This window comes from Paenibacillus sp. S02 (assembly GCF_019454065.1).
GTDB lineage: Bacteria > Bacillota > Bacilli > Paenibacillales > Paenibacillaceae > Paenibacillus > Paenibacillus polymyxa_B.
Map to the genome: position 1 here is coordinate 5,170,774 of NZ_CP073682.1, position 22,568 is coordinate 5,193,341.

The following is a 22,568-nucleotide window of genomic DNA, read 5'->3' on the forward strand; positions in this document are numbered from 1 at the left end:
CTCCCCTTCAAGTAGGCAGGTTTAATAAATAAACCGCTACTTGAAGGGGAGTTTTCCTTTGTCTAAGAAGAACGCATACAATGCGATTGAGAAACTAGCCATCATAGCGGAACAGTATCAGGTTTCCTATCATCAAGTATACCAATGGGTCAAGAAGTATAAGGAGCACGGTCCAGATGATTTGCGGAGCACAAAGCTTTCATCGTGAGGCCACTTGCCCGATAGGCTGCGATACGTGTGTGCCAACCTTGTCTGCGTTGTTCTTTGGCATTCATGAGTTACCCTCCGTATTCAGGTTAATCTCATGATCTCATAGCTAGGTTAGTAGTTGAAGGTGTGGAGGGTTTGACGCTTAGCCTGTTACTGTATCTTCGCCTGTATATTGACCTGCTCATCAAAGTGAAAAATAATATATAATATTTTACAACGTGTAAATATACAAATTATGCTAAAGTCATATATAGTTTGTTGGGATTGATATGTATTCGGAAGGAGTGTAAAAATGAAATGCTAAAGCGTATTCAGAATCTTTTTGTTATCCCTAACTACCCATTGTTCATGATCTGCATGTTATTGCAAGGTATGGCTATATCCATCAGCGCACCTTTTTTAGCTGTATATTTTACAAGTACACTTGGCGTATCTGTGGGGACCTTTGGTGTATTTACAGCTGTGACTTTAATTTGTGGCATATGGATAAGCTCTCTGATTGCCAAACGTTCTGACACCGGATTAGATCGTAAACAAATTTTAGTTATTTGTACGTTATTTAATGCCACAGCATTTGCAGGATATCTTGTAATCCAAAATTTTTATGTACTTTTTGTTTATATGACGATCTTTACGGCCATTGGTGCTCCTGGGATGCCGCAGTTATTTGCCAGTGCACGTGAAGCAGTAGATCGCAGTAAATCTGCGGATCACGCCTTTGCTAATTCAACGCTTCGGTCTATGTTTTCTCTTGGCTTTATTACCGGGCCGCTTTTTGGTTCCTTTTTGATTGCACATACGGGCTTTAAGGGTATCTTTATGGGAACGACCTCTATTTTTGTTCTTATTGCTGTTCTTTTATTCTTTTTTATCAAGCAGCCTCCCGCTCAGCTTAAACATAAGAATCAACTTTCACTTCATCACATTACATTACATAAAAATGTTGAGATTCTGATCCCCTTTTTAGTTCTTACTCTGCTCTATACGTCTCACTGGATGAACAGTTTAAATATTTCCTTGTTCATCATTCACAATTTACAAGGTGACACGAGTGACGTTGCTCTAGTATCTAGTATTTGCGCAATTTTAGAAATACCCTTGATGCTCATGCTAGGCGTACTAGCAGCTAAATACTCCAACCGTTTGCTTGTATTTTTAGGGGCATTAACAGGAGTTGTCTATTATATCCTTGTCCTTATGTCTACGGAGATGTGGCAGCTATTCGTGGGGCAACTTCTTCTAGCCTTCTTTGTTGCAGTGATTTCTGCCATTGGCATTAGTTACATGCAGGATTTATTGCCCTCTCTGCCAGGGTACGCATCGACGCTATATTCCAATGCGACAACCATTGGAAGACTGGTGGGGAGCTTGATGGGCGGATTAACCGCTCAATGGATTGGTTACCGGAACACCTATTGGGTATGTTTGGCCCTAATCATCTGCTCCCTTGGTCTTCTGGCGATTTCAAAGAAATTAGAGTTTGAAAAATCTGCTGCTTTAAAAGAAAGGAATCACAGTATATAAGACTGCGCCTTATTTTTCTATGGTGGAGAAATGACTCATAATTGTATCTGCCGCATGTCTATACCCACCAGCCTGGCGTAATGATTCGCCGATCACGTGAGCCTGTTCTTTATAGGTTGGATGACTCAATACCTCTAATAAGGCAGCTCTCAAACTAGCGGGTGTAAGCTCATTTTTATCCACAACAACACCCGCTCCCAGTTCCTGCACCCGACTGGCTACGATCGGCTGATCCGATGTTAAAGGAATCATGACCTGCGGCACATTGTAATACAGGGCTTCACTTGTACTGTTCATCCCCGCATGTGTAACAAAAGCGTCCACATGCTGAAGCATTTCCAATTGCGGAATATAAGGCTTGATTATAAAATTGTCAGGGATATACGGGGCCAATGGCTCCATGTCTGTATAATTGCCTGAAGACAGCACAAACTGCACAGGCAAATCGCGAAATGCTGCAAAACAAAGCTTATAAAATTCCAAGTCTTTATTCAAAATAGTACCCATTGAAATATAAACCGCCTGTGGATGCAGAACACGAAGTTGTTCGAACGGGAAAGATGGAGCATCTTTACGCGGTACAATAGAAGGACCTGTAAAAATAAAACTGTGATCCAGTTTTTCGGCTTGCGGTTGAAAATAGCGGCTTGTATAAACTATTCTTAAGCGCCCGCCATGAGGAGCAATCTCTTCTATAGCCGGAGCGTCAACCTGAAGCTCCTTAGCTAGTTGATGCGTTATTTGCATCGTAGCCGTGTACAACTTTTTTACCTCTGGATCATTGTCATTCATGCCTTGCCCCGATCCCAATGGCTCTACGAAAGCAAAAGAAGCGATAGAGCACACAGCAGGGATTCCTAGCCTCTCTGCAATAATCGTGCCTCCCCAACCCATCAAAGAATCATAGATTAAATAATCATAGGTTCTGTTTTCAATAACTCTCAAAACCTCTGGAATAATCGGAAGAATCATACCTTTTACCATCATGTACACAAATTGATAATGATGTTTGTATTCTGCTGGCTTTAAATCAGAGTCTTTAGAAAAAGCATCATCAACAAAAGGGTAGGTTATCATCTGTGCTCCTGTCTGTTGAATTCTCGTACGATATTCTTCCGTACACACATAGTCAACATCCTCCCCACTGTCTACCAACCTTTTCACTAATCCTAGTGTCGGATTAACATGGCCTTCAGCAGGCGTGATCACTACTAACACACGTGCCATACCTTACACCTCCAAATCAATAATAAATTACAATTTGAAATAAATGCACTTTTAACATAGCAAACATTTACCATATAAACAAGTATTTTCAACACCGAAAATTAAGTATTTATCCTCTACCCAAACTATAAAAATAAGCGAGGCTGAACGCTAGAAGCGCTTGCCCCGCTTAACCATTGAACATCAAATTTAAAGACGCCAATCCCAATGATCTGTCCCGCTCAGAACAGCTTCAACGGTGTACTGGCTTGCTTCATCGGCGGTAAGCTGTTTGGCCCAAGGTACACGCCCGCTACTTTCTGCACCTGGCCCAAAGTTGTCAAACTCTCCAAATCTTGCGGTCTGCTCATTGGATTCCTTGCCCCAATTGTTCCAGCCGCCCGGCTTGATATGGTCATCCATATAGGTCTTCAAAAAAGTAACATGAGCGTTAGGGCGCCATGGCCGTCCGAGATCCACCTTGCCTGTCAAGCCATTTTCTGTTGTCAGACGACATTGAATAAATACAAAGCCCGGCTTGTTCTCTTCTGTTGAAGCTGCTGTCACATATCCAGCACGCAGGCTGTGTATGATCGAATTATCAAACACGGCAGGTGCATTGCCAAATATAAAATCTACACTGCCACTGATGTAGCTGTCCTTGAAATACTGTCTGCCACGGTTCACAAGCAACGTATCCTGTAGGCCAGTAATTTTGACATTGTGATACTTACCACGATCGCCTTCGGCATATAACGCTACAGCCTGCACCTGCCCGGTTCCTTCTGTATTGGCAACCGTGACATTCTCCAACACAAAATCGGGACTTTGCACACGCATTGTATAGCTGTTGCTTGTTCCTAATTCTTTTCCGTCCACCACGGTTTTGGCCGTATCATCAAAAGAGATGATCGTTTTGTCGCGATCTTCTCCGATAATGCTCAGATTTTTTTTGGAGGAATTCACCTTTATTTTTTCACGATACGTACCGTTTTTGAGATGGATAACTGTCCTTGTGTTGCTGTCGTCAGGGACTGCGTCAATAGCTGCCTGAAGAGATCTAAAGTCAGCAGGGCCATAGGTCGCTACCACCACACTAGTGGGATGAGTTCCTCCTGAGTCTGTCAGGTTGCGGATGGTGACATTGCTGAATTCCGACGTATTGTAATTCCATACATCGTTTTGTTGTTTGGATGCATCGGTAGCCAACCCGATCAATAGCGGCTGATTATTCGGCACATCTATAACAGTTTCACCAACCTTCTCCCAGTTTGTCACACCATCTGCGGATACCCAGCCGGTAACCTTTTGTCCTTGTCGTACAAGACGAACCGAATACGGCGTTGTAATAAAAGCCTCCATTGACGCACGTTTCGTCTTACCATCGGTTTGATCACGACTGATAAGAATACCCTGTTTGCCATATTTAACAAATGCTAAAGACATAAAAGCCATTTTTGATCCAGGCTTCAGCGATTCACGAATCATTACACCCGCTTCGGCATTATCATCCACCGGGGTAATTTGTTCCACACGGGCTGTAATTTCAGTGTCACCTTCCCATTTTTGATAAGCATAATGGAAAAGATCAGCCTTACCGTCCACGTCTCCCGCTGACTTCAGTCGTATGCTGCTGCCGCTTGCATCTTCTTTTAAGACCTGAGTATGCCCTTTTATATAACCATCGTTGCCCTCAGAGCCAATCTCTTCGCTGAGCCAACTTCCCGATGGCGCAGTCGTATTGACGTGAATGGTAAGAGGGTTGGAGAATGTAGCAGTCCCCTTGCGGTCGGTCACCCGTACAATAATATTGTGGGTACCGTCTGTTACATGATTCCAATCGAGATGATAAGGCGCGGTCTCTACTTTACCAGCAAGTTTGCCGTCAATGATAAATTCAACGTGAGCAATACCATCTTTGTCCTTGGCTGTTGCTGTTATGGTTGTATCCCGGCCTGCTTCCAAAATATCGTTATGCTTTAGTGGACGTCCGTCTGCATCCGACACCTGAACGACTGCCTCTGGATTATCCACCTCATTTCCATTCGACAGCTTCTCAATAAGATCATTTAAATAGACCTCAAGATTCGTATAACCCTTGGCAAAATGAGCATACGCCCCTGTGCCGGCAATCCCCTGACCGTTACGGTCATCTGCATTATTGGGGTCCAGCCCATTGGCACGTTCCCATTCATCCGGCATTCCATCATGGTCACTGTCAGAAAGCTCCGTCGTCGTTACGTTATAATCGTCATAAATCCACCCTGCTTCACGCGGAGAGTTAATAAACGCACCCGTTCCATTCTTCACATCATTCATAATTCGAGCGTCCACCGCATCTCTTCTTGGCAGCGTGGCTCCTGAGCCGGCAAGCACCTCAGTATATGCGGTTTGTGCATCTGTCGCTTGATATGGACCATACGCATCCGGTGAGATTCCGTTGTCGTATTCCCCTCTAACTTCAATCGGCTCCGCCAAACGGGTGGAAGGATCAATAATTGACCCAATGGATGTTCCAAGCTGCCAGTTGTCTTTTGTAACCGAGTCATTGCCGTACATGTAGTTACCACCAATAAAGATGCGTGTTTTATATTTTTTACTACCCACGTCCACAAAGATTTGACCGCGAACGTCCTGATATGTGTTGGGGCCATACTTATAATAGTTATTTAGCACATTATACGATCCTTCACCGCCGCCGTATGAAGAGAAAAATCCCCAGTTATAAATGACATTATTGGTCATTTCCACAGCGTCGATTTGTTTTTTATCGGTTGGAAAACGCGGATTACGGCTTGCATTGTGAGCCAACAAGTTATGATGATAGGTGGAATTTCGTCCGCCCCATATGCCGCCATAGCCGTGGCGACCTTTCTGGTGCGTGGTCATTAGCATACTTTCGGACGCAATGGACCATTGTACCGTTGTATTGACGTTGTCATACAGGCTCAGTACCTCATCTACCGACCAGCTAAAGGAACAGTGATCAATCATTATGTTTTTATGGTATCTGGCCCCTAACGCGTCATCCTCACTGGGGTAACGATCGGTCAATCGGAAACGCAGGTAACGGAGAATGACGTTATCTGCATCAATCCCTGTTGTGTAATCGCTTACAGTTATACCGTCGCCAGGAGCTGTCTGACCAGCAACCGTCAGGTTGTTTCCCAAGATTTTAAGTGGCTCCTTGAGATGAATCGTTCCACCCACCCGGAATACGACCGTCCGATTATCGGAGCTGACCGCTGCGCGAAGAGATCCGGGTATTATCTGTTCCCCTTTGCTGTAGTCTGCCAGCGTGGTAACCTCATACACTTCACCTCCGCGTCCACCGGTAACATATTTACCGCCACCCTCAGCCCCCGGAAACGCCGGAATATCCGTCGCCACTTTTGCCACCTTTGCGATCTCTGTTCCTACCGCAGTCTCCGCTTGGATTAGTGGTGGGCACAAGGTCAACAACAATGAACCCACAACCACATTACATAGCACCTTTTTCCATGTACGCTGCTTGCTCATATTCTGTTTCCTCCCTAAGATTTTCTTCCACATCAGCGCATATTTTTATAAAAACACGATCCGAGACGTTCAGAAGCGCCTTCACCTCCTTTCATCAATCTTTTCTGCTTTTATCATTGGCAGGTTGTCATATATACTGTTGGTATATGAATGCGCTTACTTATCTTAATTTGTAAAGGAAGAAGCACATGAATGAAATGAAAGAAGATAAATATGTCATTGGCGAACAACAATTTTCCATTCATCACATCTATCGTACCGGTTTCACAGTTATGCCCCGGCCTCATGTCCACGAGAACTATGAGCTGTATCTCTTACTGCGAGGCGAACGCATCTATTTTATGAATGGCAAGGTATACACCGCTCGCAAGGGGGATCTGATATTCATCCTTCCTCATGACTTGCACTCTACCGCCAGTACGCAATTGCAGGAAACAGAGCGCATCTTGATTCATTTTTCTCCGACGTTTCTCCCACAGCAGGATCATGACATTCTTGACCTGCCGCCGTATCAGCAATCCGCGTTGCTTCGCTTACCTGCGAGAGAGCAAGTGGAGGTTGAACGTTTATTCCTACAGATGAATACCGAATGCAGGAATAAGCAGCCTCTGCATGACCGTTGCGTACAGCATTTACTGCTGGAAATGCTGATCCTGGTGCACCGATCGGAAGCGATTGAGCGTAGTGAACCTGTTTCCTCTCATCCCATGCATCAGAAAATCACGGAAATTTCTTCTTTTATTCAGGATCATTACAATGAACCGTTAACTCTCGAACAAGTGGCCGCCTGCTTTTTCATTAGTCCAGCTTACCTAAGCCGTATCTTTCTAAAGTTGACTGGTTTTCATTTCAGCGAATACATCCGCGTAGTGAGGGTCAGAGCGGCCCAAACAAGACTTCGAACCACCAAGGACAAAATCCAGCATATTGCAGAGGATGTCGGGTTCGGCCATGCTTCCCACTTTAATAAAATCTTTAAAAAAATAACTGGGCTCTCCCCTCTTCAGTACCGCAAGCAGGTTCGGTAGATATTCAGTGTAAAGAATTAGACGCCGATTTTATACCTCCGCTCTTGTCTTGTTTTTCCATTTTTATATCCACTTGCTCTTTCATGGAACTAAAGACAAGCCGCTTTGGAATAAGTAAAATGCACAAAAAAAACCATACTTCGCTGCAATGCATGCAACGAAGTATGGCTATTACATAGTCATTCTACATCTTTAAAATTATAAATTACTCTTTCTATGACCTTTATCGCAATGCTTTAATATCCTGAATCAGCATTTCAACATTTTCTTTCTTTGTAGCCCAACTGGTACAGAATCGAACAGCACTATGTGTATCATCAACCTTTTCCCAAAAGGAGTAAGTATATTTTTCACTCAATGCCTTTAGTATACGATCTGATAAAATCGGAAACTGCTGATTGGTTGTAGAACGGTATTGAAAAGAAAAACCTTGCTCAGATAATCCGTTTTGAAGCAGCATGGCCATATCTATAGCGTGTTTGGAAATTTCAACGTATAAACCGTCTTCAAACAAAGTTTCGAATTGAATGCCCAACATTCTTCCCTTAGCCAGCAGTCCTCCTTTTTGCTTGATCATATATCGAAAATCTTTTTTCAATGTATCATTTAGAATGACTACTGCTTCTCCCATCAAGGCTCCAATTTTGGTCCCACCAATATAAAATACATCGCATAGCTTCGCTATATCTGCTAAAGATACATCGCTATCTTCGGCCACCAAGCCATAGCCTAATCGGGCTCCATCTATAAACAGTGGTAAACCACACTCTTGACAGACTCTACTTAATGCTTCCAGCTCTGATTTACTATAGATCGTTCCATTCTCAGTAGGTTGGGAAATATAAACCATACCTGGCTGTACACTATGCTCAGGAGCGGCATCATTCCAGTGAGCGTCATACAAATCTTGTACCTGCTCGGCCCGGATCTTCCCATCCCCGCTTGGCAAAGTAAGTATTTTATGTCCAGTAGCTTCAATCGCTCCGGTTTCATGAACCGCAACATGTCCAGAAACTGCCGCAACGACGCCTTGATGTGGACGCAGAATAGAAGAAATGACGGTGGTATTGGTCTGTGTACCTCCAACCAAAAAGTGTACATCCGCATTTGGGGAGTCACATGCTTCTTTAATATATGCTCTGGCTTTTTCACAATGATCGTCCACACCATAACCTGGAGTTTGTTCATCATTAGTCTCCAGTAGTCGCTTTAATATGCGCTCATGGGCACCTTCGGTATAGTCGCATTCAAATCGTATCATTCTGTATCCTCTCCAAATTATCCAATTTCTTCTGAATTAACAACATAGAAGCATGTAATTCCTTTATCTCTTCTTCTGAAAGTCCTTGAACTAATTTTAGAATTTGTTCATCAGACCTTTCATTCAGTTGGTTATAGAACTCCTTTCCTTTAGGAGTCAAACGAATCAGATTTGTTCTATTATCCAACGTTGAATTTTCCTTAACAAGAAAGCCCTCTTTGCAAAATTTAGCAATGATCCTACTCATATAGCTGCGATCAATTTTAAGAGATTCGACTAGAGTATTCGCAATACATGGCTCGATCAACCCGATCTCTATAATGACACGGGCCTCGGTAAAGGAATATCCGCTATCCAGCACATGTCTATCTAAAACACCCAGTATATTCGTATAGAACCGATTAAAACGCCTCATATCCGCTATCATATTAGCATCTATATTGATCATAACTCCCCCAATTTAGTGGACTTTTGCAACAATTATAGTAATGATTTTTGTGGACTCTGTCAATGAAATAATAATCACAAAAGAAAAAATCGTACATTAAGACACTCGTCTAATGTACGATTCCGCATTATTAAAGAAAAAATGAAGTATATTCTTTTCTATATTTACCTACAAGGTCATTGAGCTATCGCTATTTATAGCCTTTTCCTTCTTATGCTTCCGTTTCAGCTTCAGATGAGCTACGACCATATACAGAGTCGGAACTACAAACAATGTTAAAATAGTTGAAAAAATCAGTCCGAAAATAATGGTCGTTGCCAACGGTTTGAACAAGATCTCCCCTATTGTGGCAATGGGGATCATACCCACAATCGCAGTTAGCGAAGTAAGCAAGATCGGACGGAAACGGGCAGAGCATGCCATTAGAATCGCGTCTGTTAAATCAGCGCCTTCACGCCGCGCATCTTCAATAAACTCTATTAACACAATACCGTTACGCACGACGATACCAGCAAGTGAAATGATACCCATAATACTCATGAATCCAATGGGCATCCCTGAAATAAAACTTCCAAGGATTCCTCCTGCCGCTGCCAGATAAACAGTGGTCATAATAATTAGCGGTGTGGAAACCGAGTAAAACTGCATGGTGATTAAGAGGAGAATAAGAAAAATAACAATCACAGCTAATTTGCCCAAATCCTTAAACATATCGGACTGCGCGGATGTTTCCCCTCCCATCTCCCATGTGTAGCCTGGCTCAAACTGTGTATTGGTAAGTTTGCTACGGATGTCCTGAGTGAGTTCTGTAGCTGTACGCCCATTTGCATCGGATGAGATTGTTACCGTCCGTTCCAAATCATAGCGGTGGATTTGCTGGATGGAAAAGTCCGGTTTCATCGTGGCTAATTGGGATAAGGGGATTTGCTCCCTTGCCGAATTGTTCACGCTTAATTGTTGGAATAATACCTCAGGATCATTGTTTGGTTTGTTCATATATACATTTATATCAAGCAATTCCTTACCCGTATCAAAATCCGTTACATTCACACCGTCACCCATTAATAGCAAGGTACGCGTTAAATCGGAATAGCTAACCTGATATTTATCCAAGGCTTGCTGATTGATTTGGAAATTCAGATTATAGCTTTGCATACCCATATTATCGGTCACATCTACAGCTCCGGGGGTTCCCGCAACAATTTCTTTGACTTTAGTTGTCATGTTTTGCAGCTTATCAATGTCTTCTCCTTTAATACGGATAGACACCGCACTGCCGACCGGAATACCTAATTGGGGAACACGAATGCTGATTAATGCAGATGGATATTTAGCTTGTAGCGTATGGGTCCAGTTATCCACTGTTTTTTTGAGATCAAATAGCCCTTCTTTTCCAACGACAGCAATTTGGCCGTTTACCGCTCCCCCAGAGCCGTGACCACCTGCAACATCGCTGTACAGCTGAGGCGCTCCTCCACCTGCCGTTGCCGCCAACCGCTCTGTTTCTGGCTGTTTTTTGACCCACATGCCAATCTCGTTAATAACCTGATTGGTTGCCTGCAACGATGTTCCTTCTGGCATTGTTACACTGATCGTGGCATCCGCTTGATCGGAATCCGGAAATAATTCAATGGGAACAACAGCAAGTAGTCCATAAGCTGCTGTACCCATCATAAGACCAATAAGCGCTGTTAAAAGTGGGCGTCGCAGTATTCTTGGCATCCAGTTTTTAGAGTACACATTGGATAGAGACTGGATTTGATTCCCCAGAAGTCCAGGTGGCTTAACTGTCCTACTATTCTCTTTTCCTTTACGACGTTGATCATACCATTGACGGAAAATAGGAATGATCGTTAATGACATAATCATGGAAGCCAGCATCGTTAACGAAATAACGGTAGGTATCGGTTTAATAAAGTCACCAATGGTGCCCGGCAGGAATAAAAGCGGGGCAAATGCTGCAACCGTAGCTAGTGTAGCTGTAATGATTGATAAGGAAACCTCTTTCGTTCCTTTAATGGCTGCCTCCGTAGCATCTTCCCCAAATTCAGTGCGCCGGCGTTCAATATTGTCATTGACCACGACGGCATCATCAACCAATATTCCTAGCACGATGATTAATCCGATGACTGAAATTTGATTCAGCGTGATTCCTGTTGTGGGCAAGAAAATAAAGCCGATGGCGATGGAAACAGGAATGGCTAAGGCCACAAATGCAGAAGTCAGCAAATTTAAACCTAATGTACATATCACAATGACCGATATAATAGCGATGATCATCTCTTTGGTCAGGTTTCCAAACATTTCATCTACTCGATCATTTTGCGCAAAAAGCAGCTCAAAATGTACATTCTTCGGCAAACTGCTCACAAGTTCATTGATTTTGGCTGTAGTCGCTTTAGATACTGTTGGCACGTCTGTGCCTGTATCTCCACTCACACTGATCGAAATAGCAGGCTTGTTATTCACATACGTATAACTAGCTGCTTTTTTAAAAACAAGTGAGGCTGTCCCTACATCTTTCAGAGATATCGGGAATCCATCGTCATTGCTTGAAATCTGGACGTTATTTAGAATGGATGGATCGGTAGAGGCATTTACCGTCAGCTGATAAGTACGCTCATTGAAATCCATACTACCTGTAGGAACTCTTTCATTCTCATTTTTGATTGCTTGAACAACCTGCTCCCAGGAGATGTTATATTGTTGCATCTTTTGTGTGTCTAAACTGATTCGTACTTCTTGATCTGGTATTCCTTGAATATTAACTTGCGAAACACCCGAAACCGTTTTTAATTGATCCTTCCATTTGTTCATCAATTCATTTAACGAGTATAAATTCTCAATTTTATCAGAAGTAATTGCATATGAACCAATGAAAGAGCTTGTCATGCTATCATTGATAATGGGCTGCATCGCATCATCTGGAAGCTCGGACTGTGCATCCTGTACCTTTGTACGAAGATCAGCCCACACCTTTGTCGGGTCCGCATCTTCAAAAGCTTCTACAGTTATACTGGATTGGCCTTTAGATGAAGTGGAAGAAATCGTTTTGACACCTTGTACGGCTTTAATTTTCTGTTCCATGACCTTAGTAATGGTTTGCTCGATTCTTTCGGGTGAGGCGCCCGGATAGATGGTTGTAACACTGGCTGACAAGGGAATAACATCGGGCTGTTCTTGTTTAGGTAACGATGTAAAATTGTAGAGCCCTAGCACAATGCACATGCCAAAGAAAATGAGTGTAATTTTTTGTTTTTTAACGATATATTTAATCATTCGGACGACTCCTCCGATTTCCCAAGTACATCATTCCCAATTAAATCACCATTAAATAAGGTTCCTGCTCCTTGCGTAACGATTTGATCGCCTGCCTGTAGTCCAGAGACAACTTCAAGCTGATTATTAGTCACTTTCCCCAATTTAATTACTGTTTTAACGGCCTTTCCATTTATAGCTTTAAAGACATAAGGGTCATTTCCCGTACTAATTACGGCCTCTACGGGCACTAAAAGTGCTTCGTTTTGATTCATGCTTTTAGATGCGCTGATGACTTGACCAGGTTTCCAATTCAGTTCGGGATTGGGAATGCTAACTTCCACATTGATGCTTCCCGTTTTGGAGTTAGTCGATGGATAGATCTGAGTAACGGTCCCTGTTCTAATTTCATCATAGAGAGATATATTTACTTTTTGGTTTTTCTTCCACGATAAGATTTCACTGTCCGGTACGGGGAGGAGTACTTTTAAAGTCTTGATATTTCCGACAACAAATGCCTCACTCCCGCTGGAGCCCAGTTGACCATCAGATATCTTTTTTTCAATCACAACACCTGTGATTGGGGAGGTTAAAGTAGCTTTTTTCAGTGACAAGGCTGACTGTTCATAAGCAGCCAATGCATCCTCATAGGTAGCCTGCGCCTGAGCTTTACTGGCTAGCCCTTGTTGCCTAGTAGCCCTAGCCGATTCCAGCCCTGCCCTGGCCTGATCTACGCCGGCCGAAGCTTGGGCACGCTGTTCCTGAGAGGCTCCCGCAAGCAAAAGGGACAATTGCTCTTGTGCGTCGCTTAAACTTTTTTGCGCATTTGTTAATTCTAGCTGTGCACTCTCATTTTCTGTCAATGATGCTGCACCTGCCTGGAACAGACTTTGCGTCCGGGCTGCATCTGCCTTTTTCTTATTGTAAGTATTGGTTGCTGCAGTAACCGCATTTTGAGACTGTGCAATCTCCTGCTTTTTGGCGCCATTGTTCAATTCCTGCAATTTGGATTGGGCCGCATTGACCTGGGATTGTGAACTATGAATGCCCGCCTGTGCCGATTGAACAGAAGCCTCCGCTTGGCTAACACCAGCCTTTGCCTTTTCCATGGTTGCCTTTGCCCGATCCAGCTGTAGCTGATAAGCAGATGTATCTAACTTCGCAAGGACACTCCCTTTTTCTACTGAATCTCCAACCTCGACCATGGTGTTCAATATACGTCCATCCGCTTCAAAGGAAACATTGGCCTCATTACTTGCCTGCAATGTTCCCGCCAAATTAAAATCATTGGCCAAAGGTTTCATTGCAAGTTTCTCAATTTTTACCGGGTGACTGGCTTCTGTTACAGTGTTCTCCGATGCACTGGAGCAACCGGAAGCTACTAAGGCTAATGCAACCCCTGCAATCATTATCCTGATTTCTTTTCTCTTCAACTAATGTCATCCTCTCTGATTCTCTCTTCTAAAGGTGCTATCAGCAACCCGTGGGTCAAGTAAACTTTTTCATCCTTTTTTCATGTTATAACAATGAACAAACAAAAAAATCGTACAAAGGGGCAAGCACCTTATGTACGACTGGGCAAATAAATAACATATTTTCAGTTATTATTTCTAAAGCTGTAAAATACCACGTTCCAACGAAACGGCAACGGCTTCGGATCTGGAATCAACACCAAGCTTGTTATAAATATTCGTTAAATGTGCCTTTACGGTACGCTCGGAAATTCCCATATCAAACGCAATTTCCTTACTTTTATAACCATGTGCAACAGACTTTAATATGTGCTTTTCCTTATCAGTCAGAACTAAGTTTCTTTCGTGTGACTCTATCTCAGCTTCTCTCTTATTCGTGGCAGCAAATACCCTTGCTGTTATTTCTGGCTGAAGCAGCGTTTCACCCCTTAGCGCAGACTCAATAGTGCGAAATAAGTTTTCTCGACTGGTATCTTTTAATAAATATCCTTTTGCTCCCAAAGAGAGTCCCTTAATCATTAAATCATCTTCGTTATAGGTCGTCAGGATAATGACTGGTGTTTCATTTTGTTTTTCTCTGAGGGCTTTCATGGTTTCCAAACCACTCATTTGTGGCATATATAAATCCAACAATATGACATGCGGCTGAAGTTCTTCGATCAATTTAAGAGCCGTTGCACCTTCTCCGGCTTCACCAATAACTTCATAACTGTCATTGGTCTCCAGCACCAGCTTTAATCCTTCTCTAACTACCCAATGATCGTCGACGATTAAAATCTTGTATTTCATGATAGGTCTCCTTTAGTAAGAGGCGCCTCTATTTTTATAGCTGTACCTTCTTGAAATATACTGCTGATATTGATTTTTCCACCCAGCATCCGCACACGTTCATGTATACCTATTATTCCGTAATGTCCTGTTTGCTTGGCAATAATATCCGTATCAAATCCCTTTCCATCATCGCGAATCTCGATTTCAATCTTGCCTTTGTTATCGAAAATATTAATCCATACATTATTAGCATGTGAATGCTTCGCTACGTTGGTTAAACACTCACTTATAATAAACAATCCATGTTCGAACAACAGTCTGGGAACTGAAGCTTTAATTTTGATGTTTCGTACTACACGAATGCTCGTTGCCATTGTAAATCGCTGTATTTCTTCCTGCACTGCTTCTGCAAAATCAACTTCCGAGATGGTTTTCGAGCGCAGATTGTCTATAGCTCGTCTCGAATCAGACAATGTTCTACGCACCTGTGACATCGATTGTTGGACGATCTCCTGAGCTCTTTGCGTACTTCCTTTTGTCAGATGGGCATCAATGGCTTCAAGTTGCATGATTAGCCCAGCAAGCCCTTGAGCCAGCGTATCATGAAGATCACGGGCCATCCGTTGTCGTTCGTTAGCAATTGTAAGTTCTTCGACCTTTTGATGTGCGATTTCAAGTTCCTTAAGAACATTTTGCGTGTGGATTCGTGCTTGGACTTGTTTGAGAAAAAGAATGACATAAGCTACTATAACAACTGCAATTAGAAAAAATAGCGGGATGAACAACACAAATTGCTTGCCATCATTATGCCAGACCACAGCCACACAAAAAAGTACATAGGAGATCAAAAATACAAGAATGACCTTAAGCGGCTTATAATAAATACCTATACTCTGACCCACCAAAGTTGGCATTAACCCAACCAGTACAATCGAAAAACTGTCAGGTAGAAGAAATCCACTTGAAAAGATCAATCCCCCTTGCACAACAAAATAAGCCCATGAAAAATATTTTGCAACTCTATGAGCATGCAAGTACAAGAGGATGTGCAATATGATGATTACAGTGAATAAGACACTTTGCGGCAGATTTAGACCACTAGACAAATGTTGAAGAATGACAGACTCACTATAAATTATAAAAATCCATATTATAGTTAATACTTTTGAAATATCTTTCTTCTCAAATTCACCTTCACTTTCACTTATTTCCGGATCAAGATTTTGGACCTGTACATTGAATTCATCGTTCATAATTCCCTCCTACAATTCTGAATTCGGCTTTTCAACTTATTAGAGACAATGCCCCTATGAGGGCCTGGTCCATTTAGTTTGAACAGAAATCATTTATATATTATTTTACAAAAAAACAAAAAGAAAAAAACGTACACATGGGCAACATCATTTGTACGTTTGGGCATTAAATACTATTTGCTTTTTAAGAATTGTCTTCATTTCGGTATAAAAGCTTAATGCTAACTCTCCTCTGCACGTTACCAGCAGCTTCATTGTCATCAGCAATCACCTGCCACTGTCTGCCGATGAGTCCTTGCAAAGTATCGATTTCGAGAGGATCAAGATACAGATTCTTCAACGTGATCCCATCCTGCTCATAATCGCGATCTATGGCTCGATCAAAACGAAAATAAAGCAGCCTTTTCAATCCATTGATGTGTAAAAACTTAAATTCATAACCACTAAGGATCGCTTCTTCCCACTCGTCCCCTATGTCTTCTGCCGTTTGACAACGTTCTTTGAAATCCATTGTTTTTTCTTTAACCTTATCGAGCAAAGGAGTGAAATCCTGTTTTTTGATACATTCAATGATGACGTCTTTCGGTTCACCACTCGTACGTAAGTTCTCGATCAGAAAGGCCACTGGTATTGACAATTGCGCTTTACTCATTGGAGTCTACTCCTTTACTCAAGTAGGAATTGAACCAAGCCACCACTTGTTCAAAGTTATCCACACGAAGGGACGGTTTACCGCTCTTTAGCAATGAATGATTGGACCCGGGATATCGAATGAGGCGTGTTATTTTACCCAACCGCTTAAGGGCTGTAAACAACTCATCCCCTTGGCCAACAGGGCAGCGCAGATCTTCCTCACCGTGTAAAATCAGCAACGGAGTTTCAATGCTATTTACATGTGCCAGTGGGGATTTGGACCAGAGTAGCTCAGGATCTTCCCACGGGTTAGCCCCAACGATTCCCTCTGTGTAGGAAATACCAATATCGCTCAAGCCATAGAAGGAGAGCCAGTTGGAGATGCAGCGCTGTGTAACGGCAGCTCGAAATCGGTTCGTATGAGAAATGATCCAGTTGGTCATCAGGCCGCCATAACTGCCGCCAGCCACCCCGAGCCTGGTTTCATCTATACAATCAAACTGGTTCAGCGCAAAGTCCAAGGCGTCCAGCAGATCACGATAATCTCCTCCCCCAAAGTCCCCCCGGCAGGCCTGAGCAAAATCCTGACCATAACCGAAGCTGCCGCGCGGATTGGTCATGAGCACGGCATATCCCTGTGCCAGAAGCGTCTGCATTTCATGACTATACGTGCCGGTATACATCGCATGGGGTCCGCCGTGAATTTGTAAGATCAAAGGAACCTGATCCCCCGGAACCATTCCGGCTGGTTTGAAAATCCATCCTTGTACCTTGAAGCCATCCGAAGCCTCAAACCAAAACATCTCTGGTGAACTCACTTGCAAGGAAGCCATATGATCGTCGTTATGGTGCGTAAGTCGTTTCTCTTCTCCTGTCTCCAGATTCATTTGATACAGCTCGCCAGGCCGGTCCGCATCAAGTGCAGCAAAAACCAAATAGCGGCCGTCAGCAGATAGCGTGTACTGATAGATATCTCTATCACTTCCGCCAGTCACCGCTTGAACATTCCCGTCCATTGTGATGCGGTATATATGAACAGCACCCTGCAACGTCCCGAGCACATACATTTCTGGCTTCAATCGCGCAGGAGCATATAACGGAGATGGAGACGGACCAAATGATTTCATATCGCTTAAGGCGAAGTTGCCGATTTGCATGTCTAATTCAGGAACCAATAGTTCCGGGGCTCCCCCCGTAACAGGCACGGTATATAGTCGATTCTGGCTACCACTTCCATAAATGCGATCACTGGCGATCAGAGTCAATGATTTTCCGTCTGGGGCATACGAAAATTGGCTAATCGCCAAGCTGGAATCCGTAACTTTCACCAGATTACCGCCGTCGCAATCGATCGTATACACATCCGAAAACGAAAGCATGTCCGCATCCTTCTTGTCGTCGTTTACACGTTTGGACAAGAAGGAAATCTGCTTGCTGTCCGTGGACCATACAGGGTAAGATGCATTCCAAGGTCCCGACGTTATTGGCGTGATCCGGCCGTTTTCAAGCTCCAATACATATAAATGACTAAATAGACCGTTCCACCAGCCCGATCCTTCAGCTTTGGGAGTGGTGCGATCCACAATACGCCCCCGCTCACCTGATTGCTTGCTATATTCCTCAAGCCCCTTGGCTTCCCGCTCAGCGTTTATACTCACCATACTTGTGAATACAATATACTTTCCGTCCGGTGACCAGACGAATGCACCCACTCCCCGCTTCACCTCCGTCTGCCGCTGTCCCTCTCCACCTTCAGCCGGAACCGTCCATAGCTGTTTGCTTCCATTCGCCAGACGTAAAAAAGCTAGCTGTAATCCATCGGGTGACCAAGCTGGAGCCGAATCCTTATGGCCACCGGTCAACGGCTGATCGTCGTTCCCAAGAAGGGATACGACACGGATGTGTGTTTGGTAGTCATTCTTTGGGCGATCTATGCTTTTATTGACGTAGGCAATCGTTCCATCGGGGCTTATTGTGGGATCACTGATCCACTGATATCCGTACAAATCCTCCGGTACAATTGATCGTTTATTCATGAGTAGCCTCCTTTTTTGGTTAACGCCTACTACTTCCAAAAGTTCATCTATTCGTGAGCCACCTGCTTATGCAGGGGAAAATGACAAGCAGCAATATGCCCTGGAGTATGCTCTTCGAGCAATGGACTTTGTAGTCGGCATATCTCTTGTGCATAGGGGCAACGCGTGCGAAAAGTACAGCCCGAAGGAGGATTGGCGGGATTGGGGATTTCCCCCGTCAATGTTATCCGTTCTTTACGCAGCCTCGGATCAGGAACAGGCACTGCCTCAAGCAATGCTTTTGTATACGGATGCTGCGGTCTTGCAAACAACTCATCACGATCTGCAAGCTCCACGATTTTACCCAAGTACATCACCGCGATCCGGTCGCTAATATGCTTGACGGAGGGCAACCCGTGGGCGATGAAAATGTAGGTAAGCTGGAACTGCTGCTGAAGCTCCTTTAACAAATTCAAAATCTGAGCCTGAATTGACACATCCAGCGCGGATACAGGTTCATCACAAACAATGAGCTTCGGTTTCATAGCCAGTGCTCTCGCTATGCCAATCCGCTGCCGCTGCCCGCCACTGAATTCATGGGGATGCCGATCCGCTAAATGCGCGCCTAACCCTACCGTTTCCAACAGTCGAAAAACTTCAGCTTTAAGCTCCTTGCCTCTAGCAATCCCGTGTACCTGAAGCGGTTCCGCGACGATATCAAAAACCTTCATTCTTGGATTTAAAGAGGAATACGGGTCTTGAAATACAAATTGCAAATCTCGTCTGACTTTGCGGACTTCTTCGTCCGTTAAATCAGACAGGCTTTGTCCTTGAAAACGAATTTCGCCTGCCGTGGGTTCTAGCAGTTGTGTAATCATTTGTCCTGTTGTTGATTTGCCGCACCCCGATTCCCCTACAATACCTAAGGTTTCCCCTGGCATCACCTTAAAGCTCAAATCATCAACCGCCCGTACATAACCGCTCTTTTTGGAAAACCAGCCCTTGTTCATCGGAAAATATTTCTTAAGCCCATTCACTTCGAGAAGCGGTGTTTTCTGTGCTATCTCGTTCATACTGACACCTCCTCCATCCGTAAACATCTGACATAGTGTCCTGGATTCTTGGCCTGTAATTCAGGATGAATCCTTGTGCACTGTTCCTGGGCGTAAGGACAGCGGGGATGAAATGGACAACCACTCGGCATCTGCATCATATTAGGAACGGTACCAGGAATCGAATCCAGCCATTCCCTCTGTTCTGTAAGCTTAGGCAGTGATCCAAGCAGTCCGATCGTATAGGGATGGCCCGGCTTTTCGAACAATTCAAATACGTCCGCTTCCTCGACTACTTCCCCGGCATACATCACGACTACCCGGTCAGCCATTTCCGCGACGACACCTAAATCGTGGGTAATGAGAATGATGCCTGTATTCTCTTCCTTGCTCAGCTTGTGGATTAAATTCAAAATTTGAGCCTGTATCGTTACATCCAGGGCCGTCGTCGGCTCATCAGCGATGAGCAGTTTTGGCTGGCAGGCCAAGGCCATTGCGATCATCACCCGCTGACGCATTCCTCCGGACAACTGATGTGGGAAATAACCTACCACTTTCGACGCACCAGGTATACCTACCCTTTCCAGCATCTCTATACTTTTCTGCCGTGCTTCGGGTTTGCTCAGCTTTTGATGCTGCCGGATGACCTCACTGATTTGGTTGCCAATCGTAAATACAGGATTCAACGAACTCATTGGCTCCTGAAAAATCATGGATACCTCGTTTCCCCGATATTTGCGCATTTCTCCCTTGGACAATTTGAGCAAGTCTCGTCCTTCAAGCAGAATCTCCCCGCCCACGACTTTACCTGGTGCAGCCACTAAACCCATAATAGACAAGGAGGTTACACTTTTACCGGAACCGGACTCTCCAACAATAGCTACTGTTTCACCTGGATTCACAGTGAAGCTGACACCGTTGACCGAAGGAACGATGCCATCCTCCGTTTTAAAGTAGGTTTTCAAATGATTCACTTCAAGCAATTTCGTGGTCATCTTTTCCGATCCCCCGCTTTCTGTTATTCTTTCGCTTTCATATGGGGATCTAACACGTCGCGAAGCCAGTCACCGAGAAAAATGACGCCCAGAACTGTGATGGTAATCGCCAGGCCGGGAAACGTTGCCACCCACCAGCTCGTGGCTATATACTGCCTCCCATCGCTCAGCATGCCACCCCAGGACACTGCCGGCGGTGTAATCCCTAATCCGAGAAAACTAAGAGAAGCTTCCATAATAATCGTCGTTGCTACATTCATACCGGAAATGACGATAAACGAAGACAGGACATTCGGTAAAATGTGCTTCAACAGAATTCTACTATTTTTAGAGCCAATCGCCTTGGCTGCTTTAACAAAGTCTCGTTCCTTGATACTCAATACCTCGCCCCGGACAACCCTCGTATAAGAAACCCAATTTGTAACGCCAATGACGAAAATGAGCGTAGTCATGCCAGGCCCTACAACGGCCAAGACAACCAGCATCAGCAGAATAGCCGGAATAGCCAAAAAGGCGTCGGCAACTCTCATTATGGTGGCATCCACCCATTTACCATAAAACCCGGCGAGGAGGCCGAGGATTGCGCCAATCGTACCTGAGACCAGAACTGCACCAATACCGACGATAAGCGAAACTCTTGCTCCATATACGATACGACTCCACATATCTCGTCCTAGGTTATCTGTACCAAGCCAATGTTCCGGTAATCCACGATCCAGCCACATAGGCGGCTTCAGACGGTTAAGCGGGTCAATTTCCGCAGGATTGTGACTGGCCAGCATAGGGGCGCATAATGCCGTTAAACAAACGAGCAGTAAGATCACTGCACCGACCGTTCCGGTTTTACTTCGTAACAGTTGCTTCCATATACGTCCGATACCGGACGGTTGTGTCTGCTTTTTGCCATCCAGGTTTAGATCTGGACCAAGGGCTTGTACATCATGAATGCCTGCCACGTTTCCCCCTCCCCTCTCTAGTTGTATTTAATCCTTGGATCAAGCAGTCGGTAAACGACATCGGTTAAAATATTGCTGACCACCACAATAAAGGCAATCACAAATACAGCAGCCTGAACGATAGCCATGTCGTGCGTATTCACAGCGACGACAAGTAACTGTCCCAAACCCGGCCAAGCAAATACCGTCTCTGTAATCAGTGTACCGCCGATCAAGCTCGTAAATTGCAAGCTCATAATCGTAACGACCGGAATCAATCCATTGCGGAAAGCGTGTTTTCCGATAACCACGATTTCGAGAATCCCTTTACTTCGGGCTGTTCGAATATAGTCCTGATTCAAAATGTCCAGCATACTGGAGCGAATGAGTCGGGTCATCTGTGCAGAAAGGCCGACACCCAGTGTAAAGGCCGGAAGTATTAAATGATCCATCCCGCCCCGGCCGGACACCGGAAGCATCCCTAACATGACGGAAAATAATAAGATGAGCATAATCCCCATCCAAAAGTTAGGCATGGCCTTTCCGACCACGGATAAACTGGAAATGATTAAATCGGTAAAGGTATTCCGTTTGACTGCTGAGATGACGCCCAAAGGCACAGCAATGATGACCGCAAAAATCATGGCGGCTACTGCCAATTCAAAACTGGCAGGCAGCCGTTCCAATACTAACGGCAAAGCCGATTCCCCATAGCGAAACGAAGTACCAAAATCTCCTTGTAAGGCACTGCCAATAAATTTAATATATTGCGTATATAAGGGCTGATCTAGCCCGAGCGCCTGCGTTAACACTGCACGATCCTCAGCTGTAGCGGTTTCCGGCAGCATAAGGGCCACAGGGTCCCCGGTTACCCTCACCAGGATGAATACAATAAGGGAGACAATCAGCAGTACAGGAATAACCTGAAGCAGTGATTTAGCGATATACGTTTTCAATCTGTCACCTCCGTAACCAGCAGGCTTTTTTT

At 44.2% G+C, this 22,568-nt stretch carries 18 protein-coding genes; 3 read left to right on the top strand and 15 right to left on the bottom strand.

From position 1 onward, the window contains the following. Nucleotides 1–58 precede the first annotated feature (58 nt). Nucleotides 59–208: a helix-turn-helix domain-containing protein gene (locus KAI36_RS27750; RefSeq protein ID WP_220026129.1), complete on the top strand. Its 150-nt coding sequence runs from the start codon at nt 59–61 to the stop codon at nt 206–208. Here KAI36_RS27750 and KAI36_RS27500 read toward each other — a convergent pair. Beyond that, on the bottom strand, nt 150–275 hold the full coding sequence (locus tag KAI36_RS27500) for a hypothetical protein (protein ID WP_258382218.1): 126 nt from the start codon (nt 273–275) through the stop codon (nt 150–152). The genes KAI36_RS27750 and KAI36_RS27500 overlap by 59 nt on opposite strands. 232 nt (nt 276–507) lie before the next feature. Between KAI36_RS27500 and KAI36_RS23140 the strand changes: the two genes are divergently transcribed. Beyond that, entirely contained in the window at nt 508–1,734 is a 1,227-nt protein-coding gene (locus tag KAI36_RS23140; protein WP_220026130.1) for a sugar efflux transporter, read from the top strand. Between the two features lie 9 nt (nt 1,735–1,743). Here the strand turns inward: KAI36_RS23140 and KAI36_RS23145 are convergent, their stop codons facing one another. After that, complete coding sequence (locus KAI36_RS23145) at nt 1,744–2,961, bottom strand: macrolide family glycosyltransferase (protein ID WP_220026131.1); 1,218 nt, start codon at nt 2,959–2,961, stop codon at nt 1,744–1,746. Nucleotides 2,962–3,150: 189 nt separating this feature from the next. Next, nucleotides 3,151–6,459 carry a pectinesterase family protein gene (locus KAI36_RS23150; RefSeq protein ID WP_220026132.1) on the bottom strand — a complete coding sequence of 1,103 codons (3,309 nt, stop codon included), beginning with the start codon at nt 6,457–6,459 and terminating at the stop codon, nt 3,151–3,153. Nucleotides 6,460–6,647: 188 nt separating this feature from the next. Between KAI36_RS23150 and KAI36_RS23155 the strand changes: the two genes are divergently transcribed. Then, nucleotides 6,648–7,487, top strand: a complete 840-nt coding sequence (locus KAI36_RS23155) for a helix-turn-helix transcriptional regulator (protein ID WP_023990412.1) — start codon at nt 6,648–6,650, stop codon at nt 7,485–7,487. 223 nt (nt 7,488–7,710) lie between these two features. Here the strand turns inward: KAI36_RS23155 and KAI36_RS23160 are convergent, their stop codons facing one another. From KAI36_RS23160 to KAI36_RS23215, 12 genes are all read right to left on the bottom strand, one after another. Further along, complete coding sequence (locus tag KAI36_RS23160) at nt 7,711–8,748, bottom strand: threonine aldolase family protein (protein WP_220026133.1); 1,038 nt, start codon at nt 8,746–8,748, stop codon at nt 7,711–7,713. Further along, nucleotides 8,735–9,196, bottom strand: a complete 462-nt coding sequence (locus KAI36_RS23165) for a MarR family winged helix-turn-helix transcriptional regulator (protein ID WP_025718002.1) — start codon at nt 9,194–9,196, stop codon at nt 8,735–8,737. The genes KAI36_RS23160 and KAI36_RS23165 overlap by 14 nt, the downstream gene beginning before the upstream one ends. 168 nt (nt 9,197–9,364) lie before the next feature. Beyond that, on the bottom strand, nt 9,365–12,475 hold the full coding sequence (locus KAI36_RS23170; protein WP_220026134.1) for an efflux RND transporter permease subunit: 3,111 nt from the start codon (nt 12,473–12,475) through the stop codon (nt 9,365–9,367). Further along, nucleotides 12,472–13,863: an efflux RND transporter periplasmic adaptor subunit gene (locus KAI36_RS23175; RefSeq protein WP_220028196.1), complete on the bottom strand. Its 1,392-nt coding sequence runs from the start codon at nt 13,861–13,863 to the stop codon at nt 12,472–12,474. The genes KAI36_RS23170 and KAI36_RS23175 overlap by 4 nt, the downstream gene beginning before the upstream one ends. A 201-nt stretch (nt 13,864–14,064) precedes the next feature. Then, a complete protein-coding gene (locus KAI36_RS23180; RefSeq protein WP_025723800.1) occupies nt 14,065–14,715 on the bottom strand; it encodes a response regulator in 651 nt (216 codons plus the stop codon). Then, a complete protein-coding gene (locus tag KAI36_RS23185) occupies nt 14,712–15,950 on the bottom strand; it encodes a sensor histidine kinase (RefSeq protein ID WP_220026135.1) in 1,239 nt (412 codons plus the stop codon). Before KAI36_RS23185 ends, KAI36_RS23180 begins: the two co-directional genes overlap by 4 nt. A gap of 184 nt (nt 15,951–16,134) precedes the next feature. Further along, nucleotides 16,135–16,602, bottom strand: a complete 468-nt coding sequence (locus tag KAI36_RS23190) for a hypothetical protein (protein WP_220026136.1) — start codon at nt 16,600–16,602, stop codon at nt 16,135–16,137. Further along, nucleotides 16,595–18,619: a S9 family peptidase gene (locus tag KAI36_RS23195; protein WP_220026137.1), complete on the bottom strand. Its 2,025-nt coding sequence runs from the start codon at nt 18,617–18,619 to the stop codon at nt 16,595–16,597. Before KAI36_RS23195 ends, KAI36_RS23190 begins: the two co-directional genes overlap by 8 nt. Before the next feature lie 47 nt (nt 18,620–18,666). Then, nucleotides 18,667–19,671 carry an ABC transporter ATP-binding protein gene (locus tag KAI36_RS23200; RefSeq protein ID WP_220026138.1) on the bottom strand — a complete coding sequence of 335 codons (1,005 nt, stop codon included), beginning with the start codon at nt 19,669–19,671 and terminating at the stop codon, nt 18,667–18,669. Next, entirely contained in the window at nt 19,668–20,645 is a 978-nt protein-coding gene (locus tag KAI36_RS23205; RefSeq protein ID WP_220026139.1) for an ABC transporter ATP-binding protein, read from the bottom strand. The genes KAI36_RS23200 and KAI36_RS23205 overlap by 4 nt, the downstream gene beginning before the upstream one ends. A gap of 23 nt (nt 20,646–20,668) precedes the next feature. Beyond that, nucleotides 20,669–21,601 carry an ABC transporter permease gene (locus tag KAI36_RS23210; RefSeq protein ID WP_220026140.1) on the bottom strand — a complete coding sequence of 311 codons (933 nt, stop codon included), beginning with the start codon at nt 21,599–21,601 and terminating at the stop codon, nt 20,669–20,671. Nucleotides 21,602–21,618: 17 nt separating this feature from the next. After that, a complete protein-coding gene (locus KAI36_RS23215) occupies nt 21,619–22,536 on the bottom strand; it encodes an ABC transporter permease (protein WP_023990423.1) in 918 nt (305 codons plus the stop codon). Between the last annotated feature and the right edge of the window lie 32 nt (nt 22,537–22,568).

Excerpts from the sequence above, each read along its gene's own strand:
- KAI36_RS23195 (WP_220026137.1), bottom strand. The coding sequence starts at position 18,619 with ATGAATAAACGATCAATTGTACCGGAGGATTTGTACGGATATCAGTGG.
- KAI36_RS23140 (WP_220026130.1), top strand. The coding sequence starts at position 508 with ATGCTAAAGCGTATTCAGAATCTTTTTGTTATCCCTAACTACCCATTG.
- KAI36_RS23155 (WP_023990412.1), top strand. The coding sequence starts at position 6,648 with ATGAATGAAATGAAAGAAGATAAATATGTCATTGGCGAACAACAATTT.
- KAI36_RS23175 (WP_220028196.1), bottom strand. The coding sequence starts at position 13,863 with ATGATTGCAGGGGTTGCATTAGCCTTAGTAGCTTCCGGTTGCTCCAGT.
- KAI36_RS23200 (WP_220026138.1), bottom strand. The coding sequence starts at position 19,671 with ATGAACGAGATAGCACAGAAAACACCGCTTCTCGAAGTGAATGGGCTT.
- KAI36_RS23145 (WP_220026131.1), bottom strand. The coding sequence starts at position 2,961 with ATGGCACGTGTGTTAGTAGTGATCACGCCTGCTGAAGGCCATGTTAAT.
- KAI36_RS23150 (WP_220026132.1), bottom strand. The coding sequence starts at position 6,459 with ATGAGCAAGCAGCGTACATGGAAAAAGGTGCTATGTAATGTGGTTGTG.
- KAI36_RS23180 (WP_025723800.1), bottom strand. The coding sequence starts at position 14,715 with ATGAAATACAAGATTTTAATCGTCGACGATCATTGGGTAGTTAGAGAA.
- KAI36_RS27500 (WP_258382218.1), bottom strand. The coding sequence starts at position 275 with ATGAATGCCAAAGAACAACGCAGACAAGGTTGGCACACACGTATCGCA.
- KAI36_RS23190 (WP_220026136.1), bottom strand. The coding sequence starts at position 16,602 with ATGAGTAAAGCGCAATTGTCAATACCAGTGGCCTTTCTGATCGAGAAC.
- KAI36_RS23170 (WP_220026134.1), bottom strand. The coding sequence starts at position 12,475 with ATGATTAAATATATCGTTAAAAAACAAAAAATTACACTCATTTTCTTT.
- KAI36_RS23165 (WP_025718002.1), bottom strand. The coding sequence starts at position 9,196 with ATGATCAATATAGATGCTAATATGATAGCGGATATGAGGCGTTTTAAT.
- KAI36_RS23205 (WP_220026139.1), bottom strand. The coding sequence starts at position 20,645 with ATGACCACGAAATTGCTTGAAGTGAATCATTTGAAAACCTACTTTAAA.
- KAI36_RS23160 (WP_220026133.1), bottom strand. The coding sequence starts at position 8,748 with ATGATACGATTTGAATGCGACTATACCGAAGGTGCCCATGAGCGCATA.
- KAI36_RS23185 (WP_220026135.1), bottom strand. The coding sequence starts at position 15,950 with ATGAACGATGAATTCAATGTACAGGTCCAAAATCTTGATCCGGAAATA.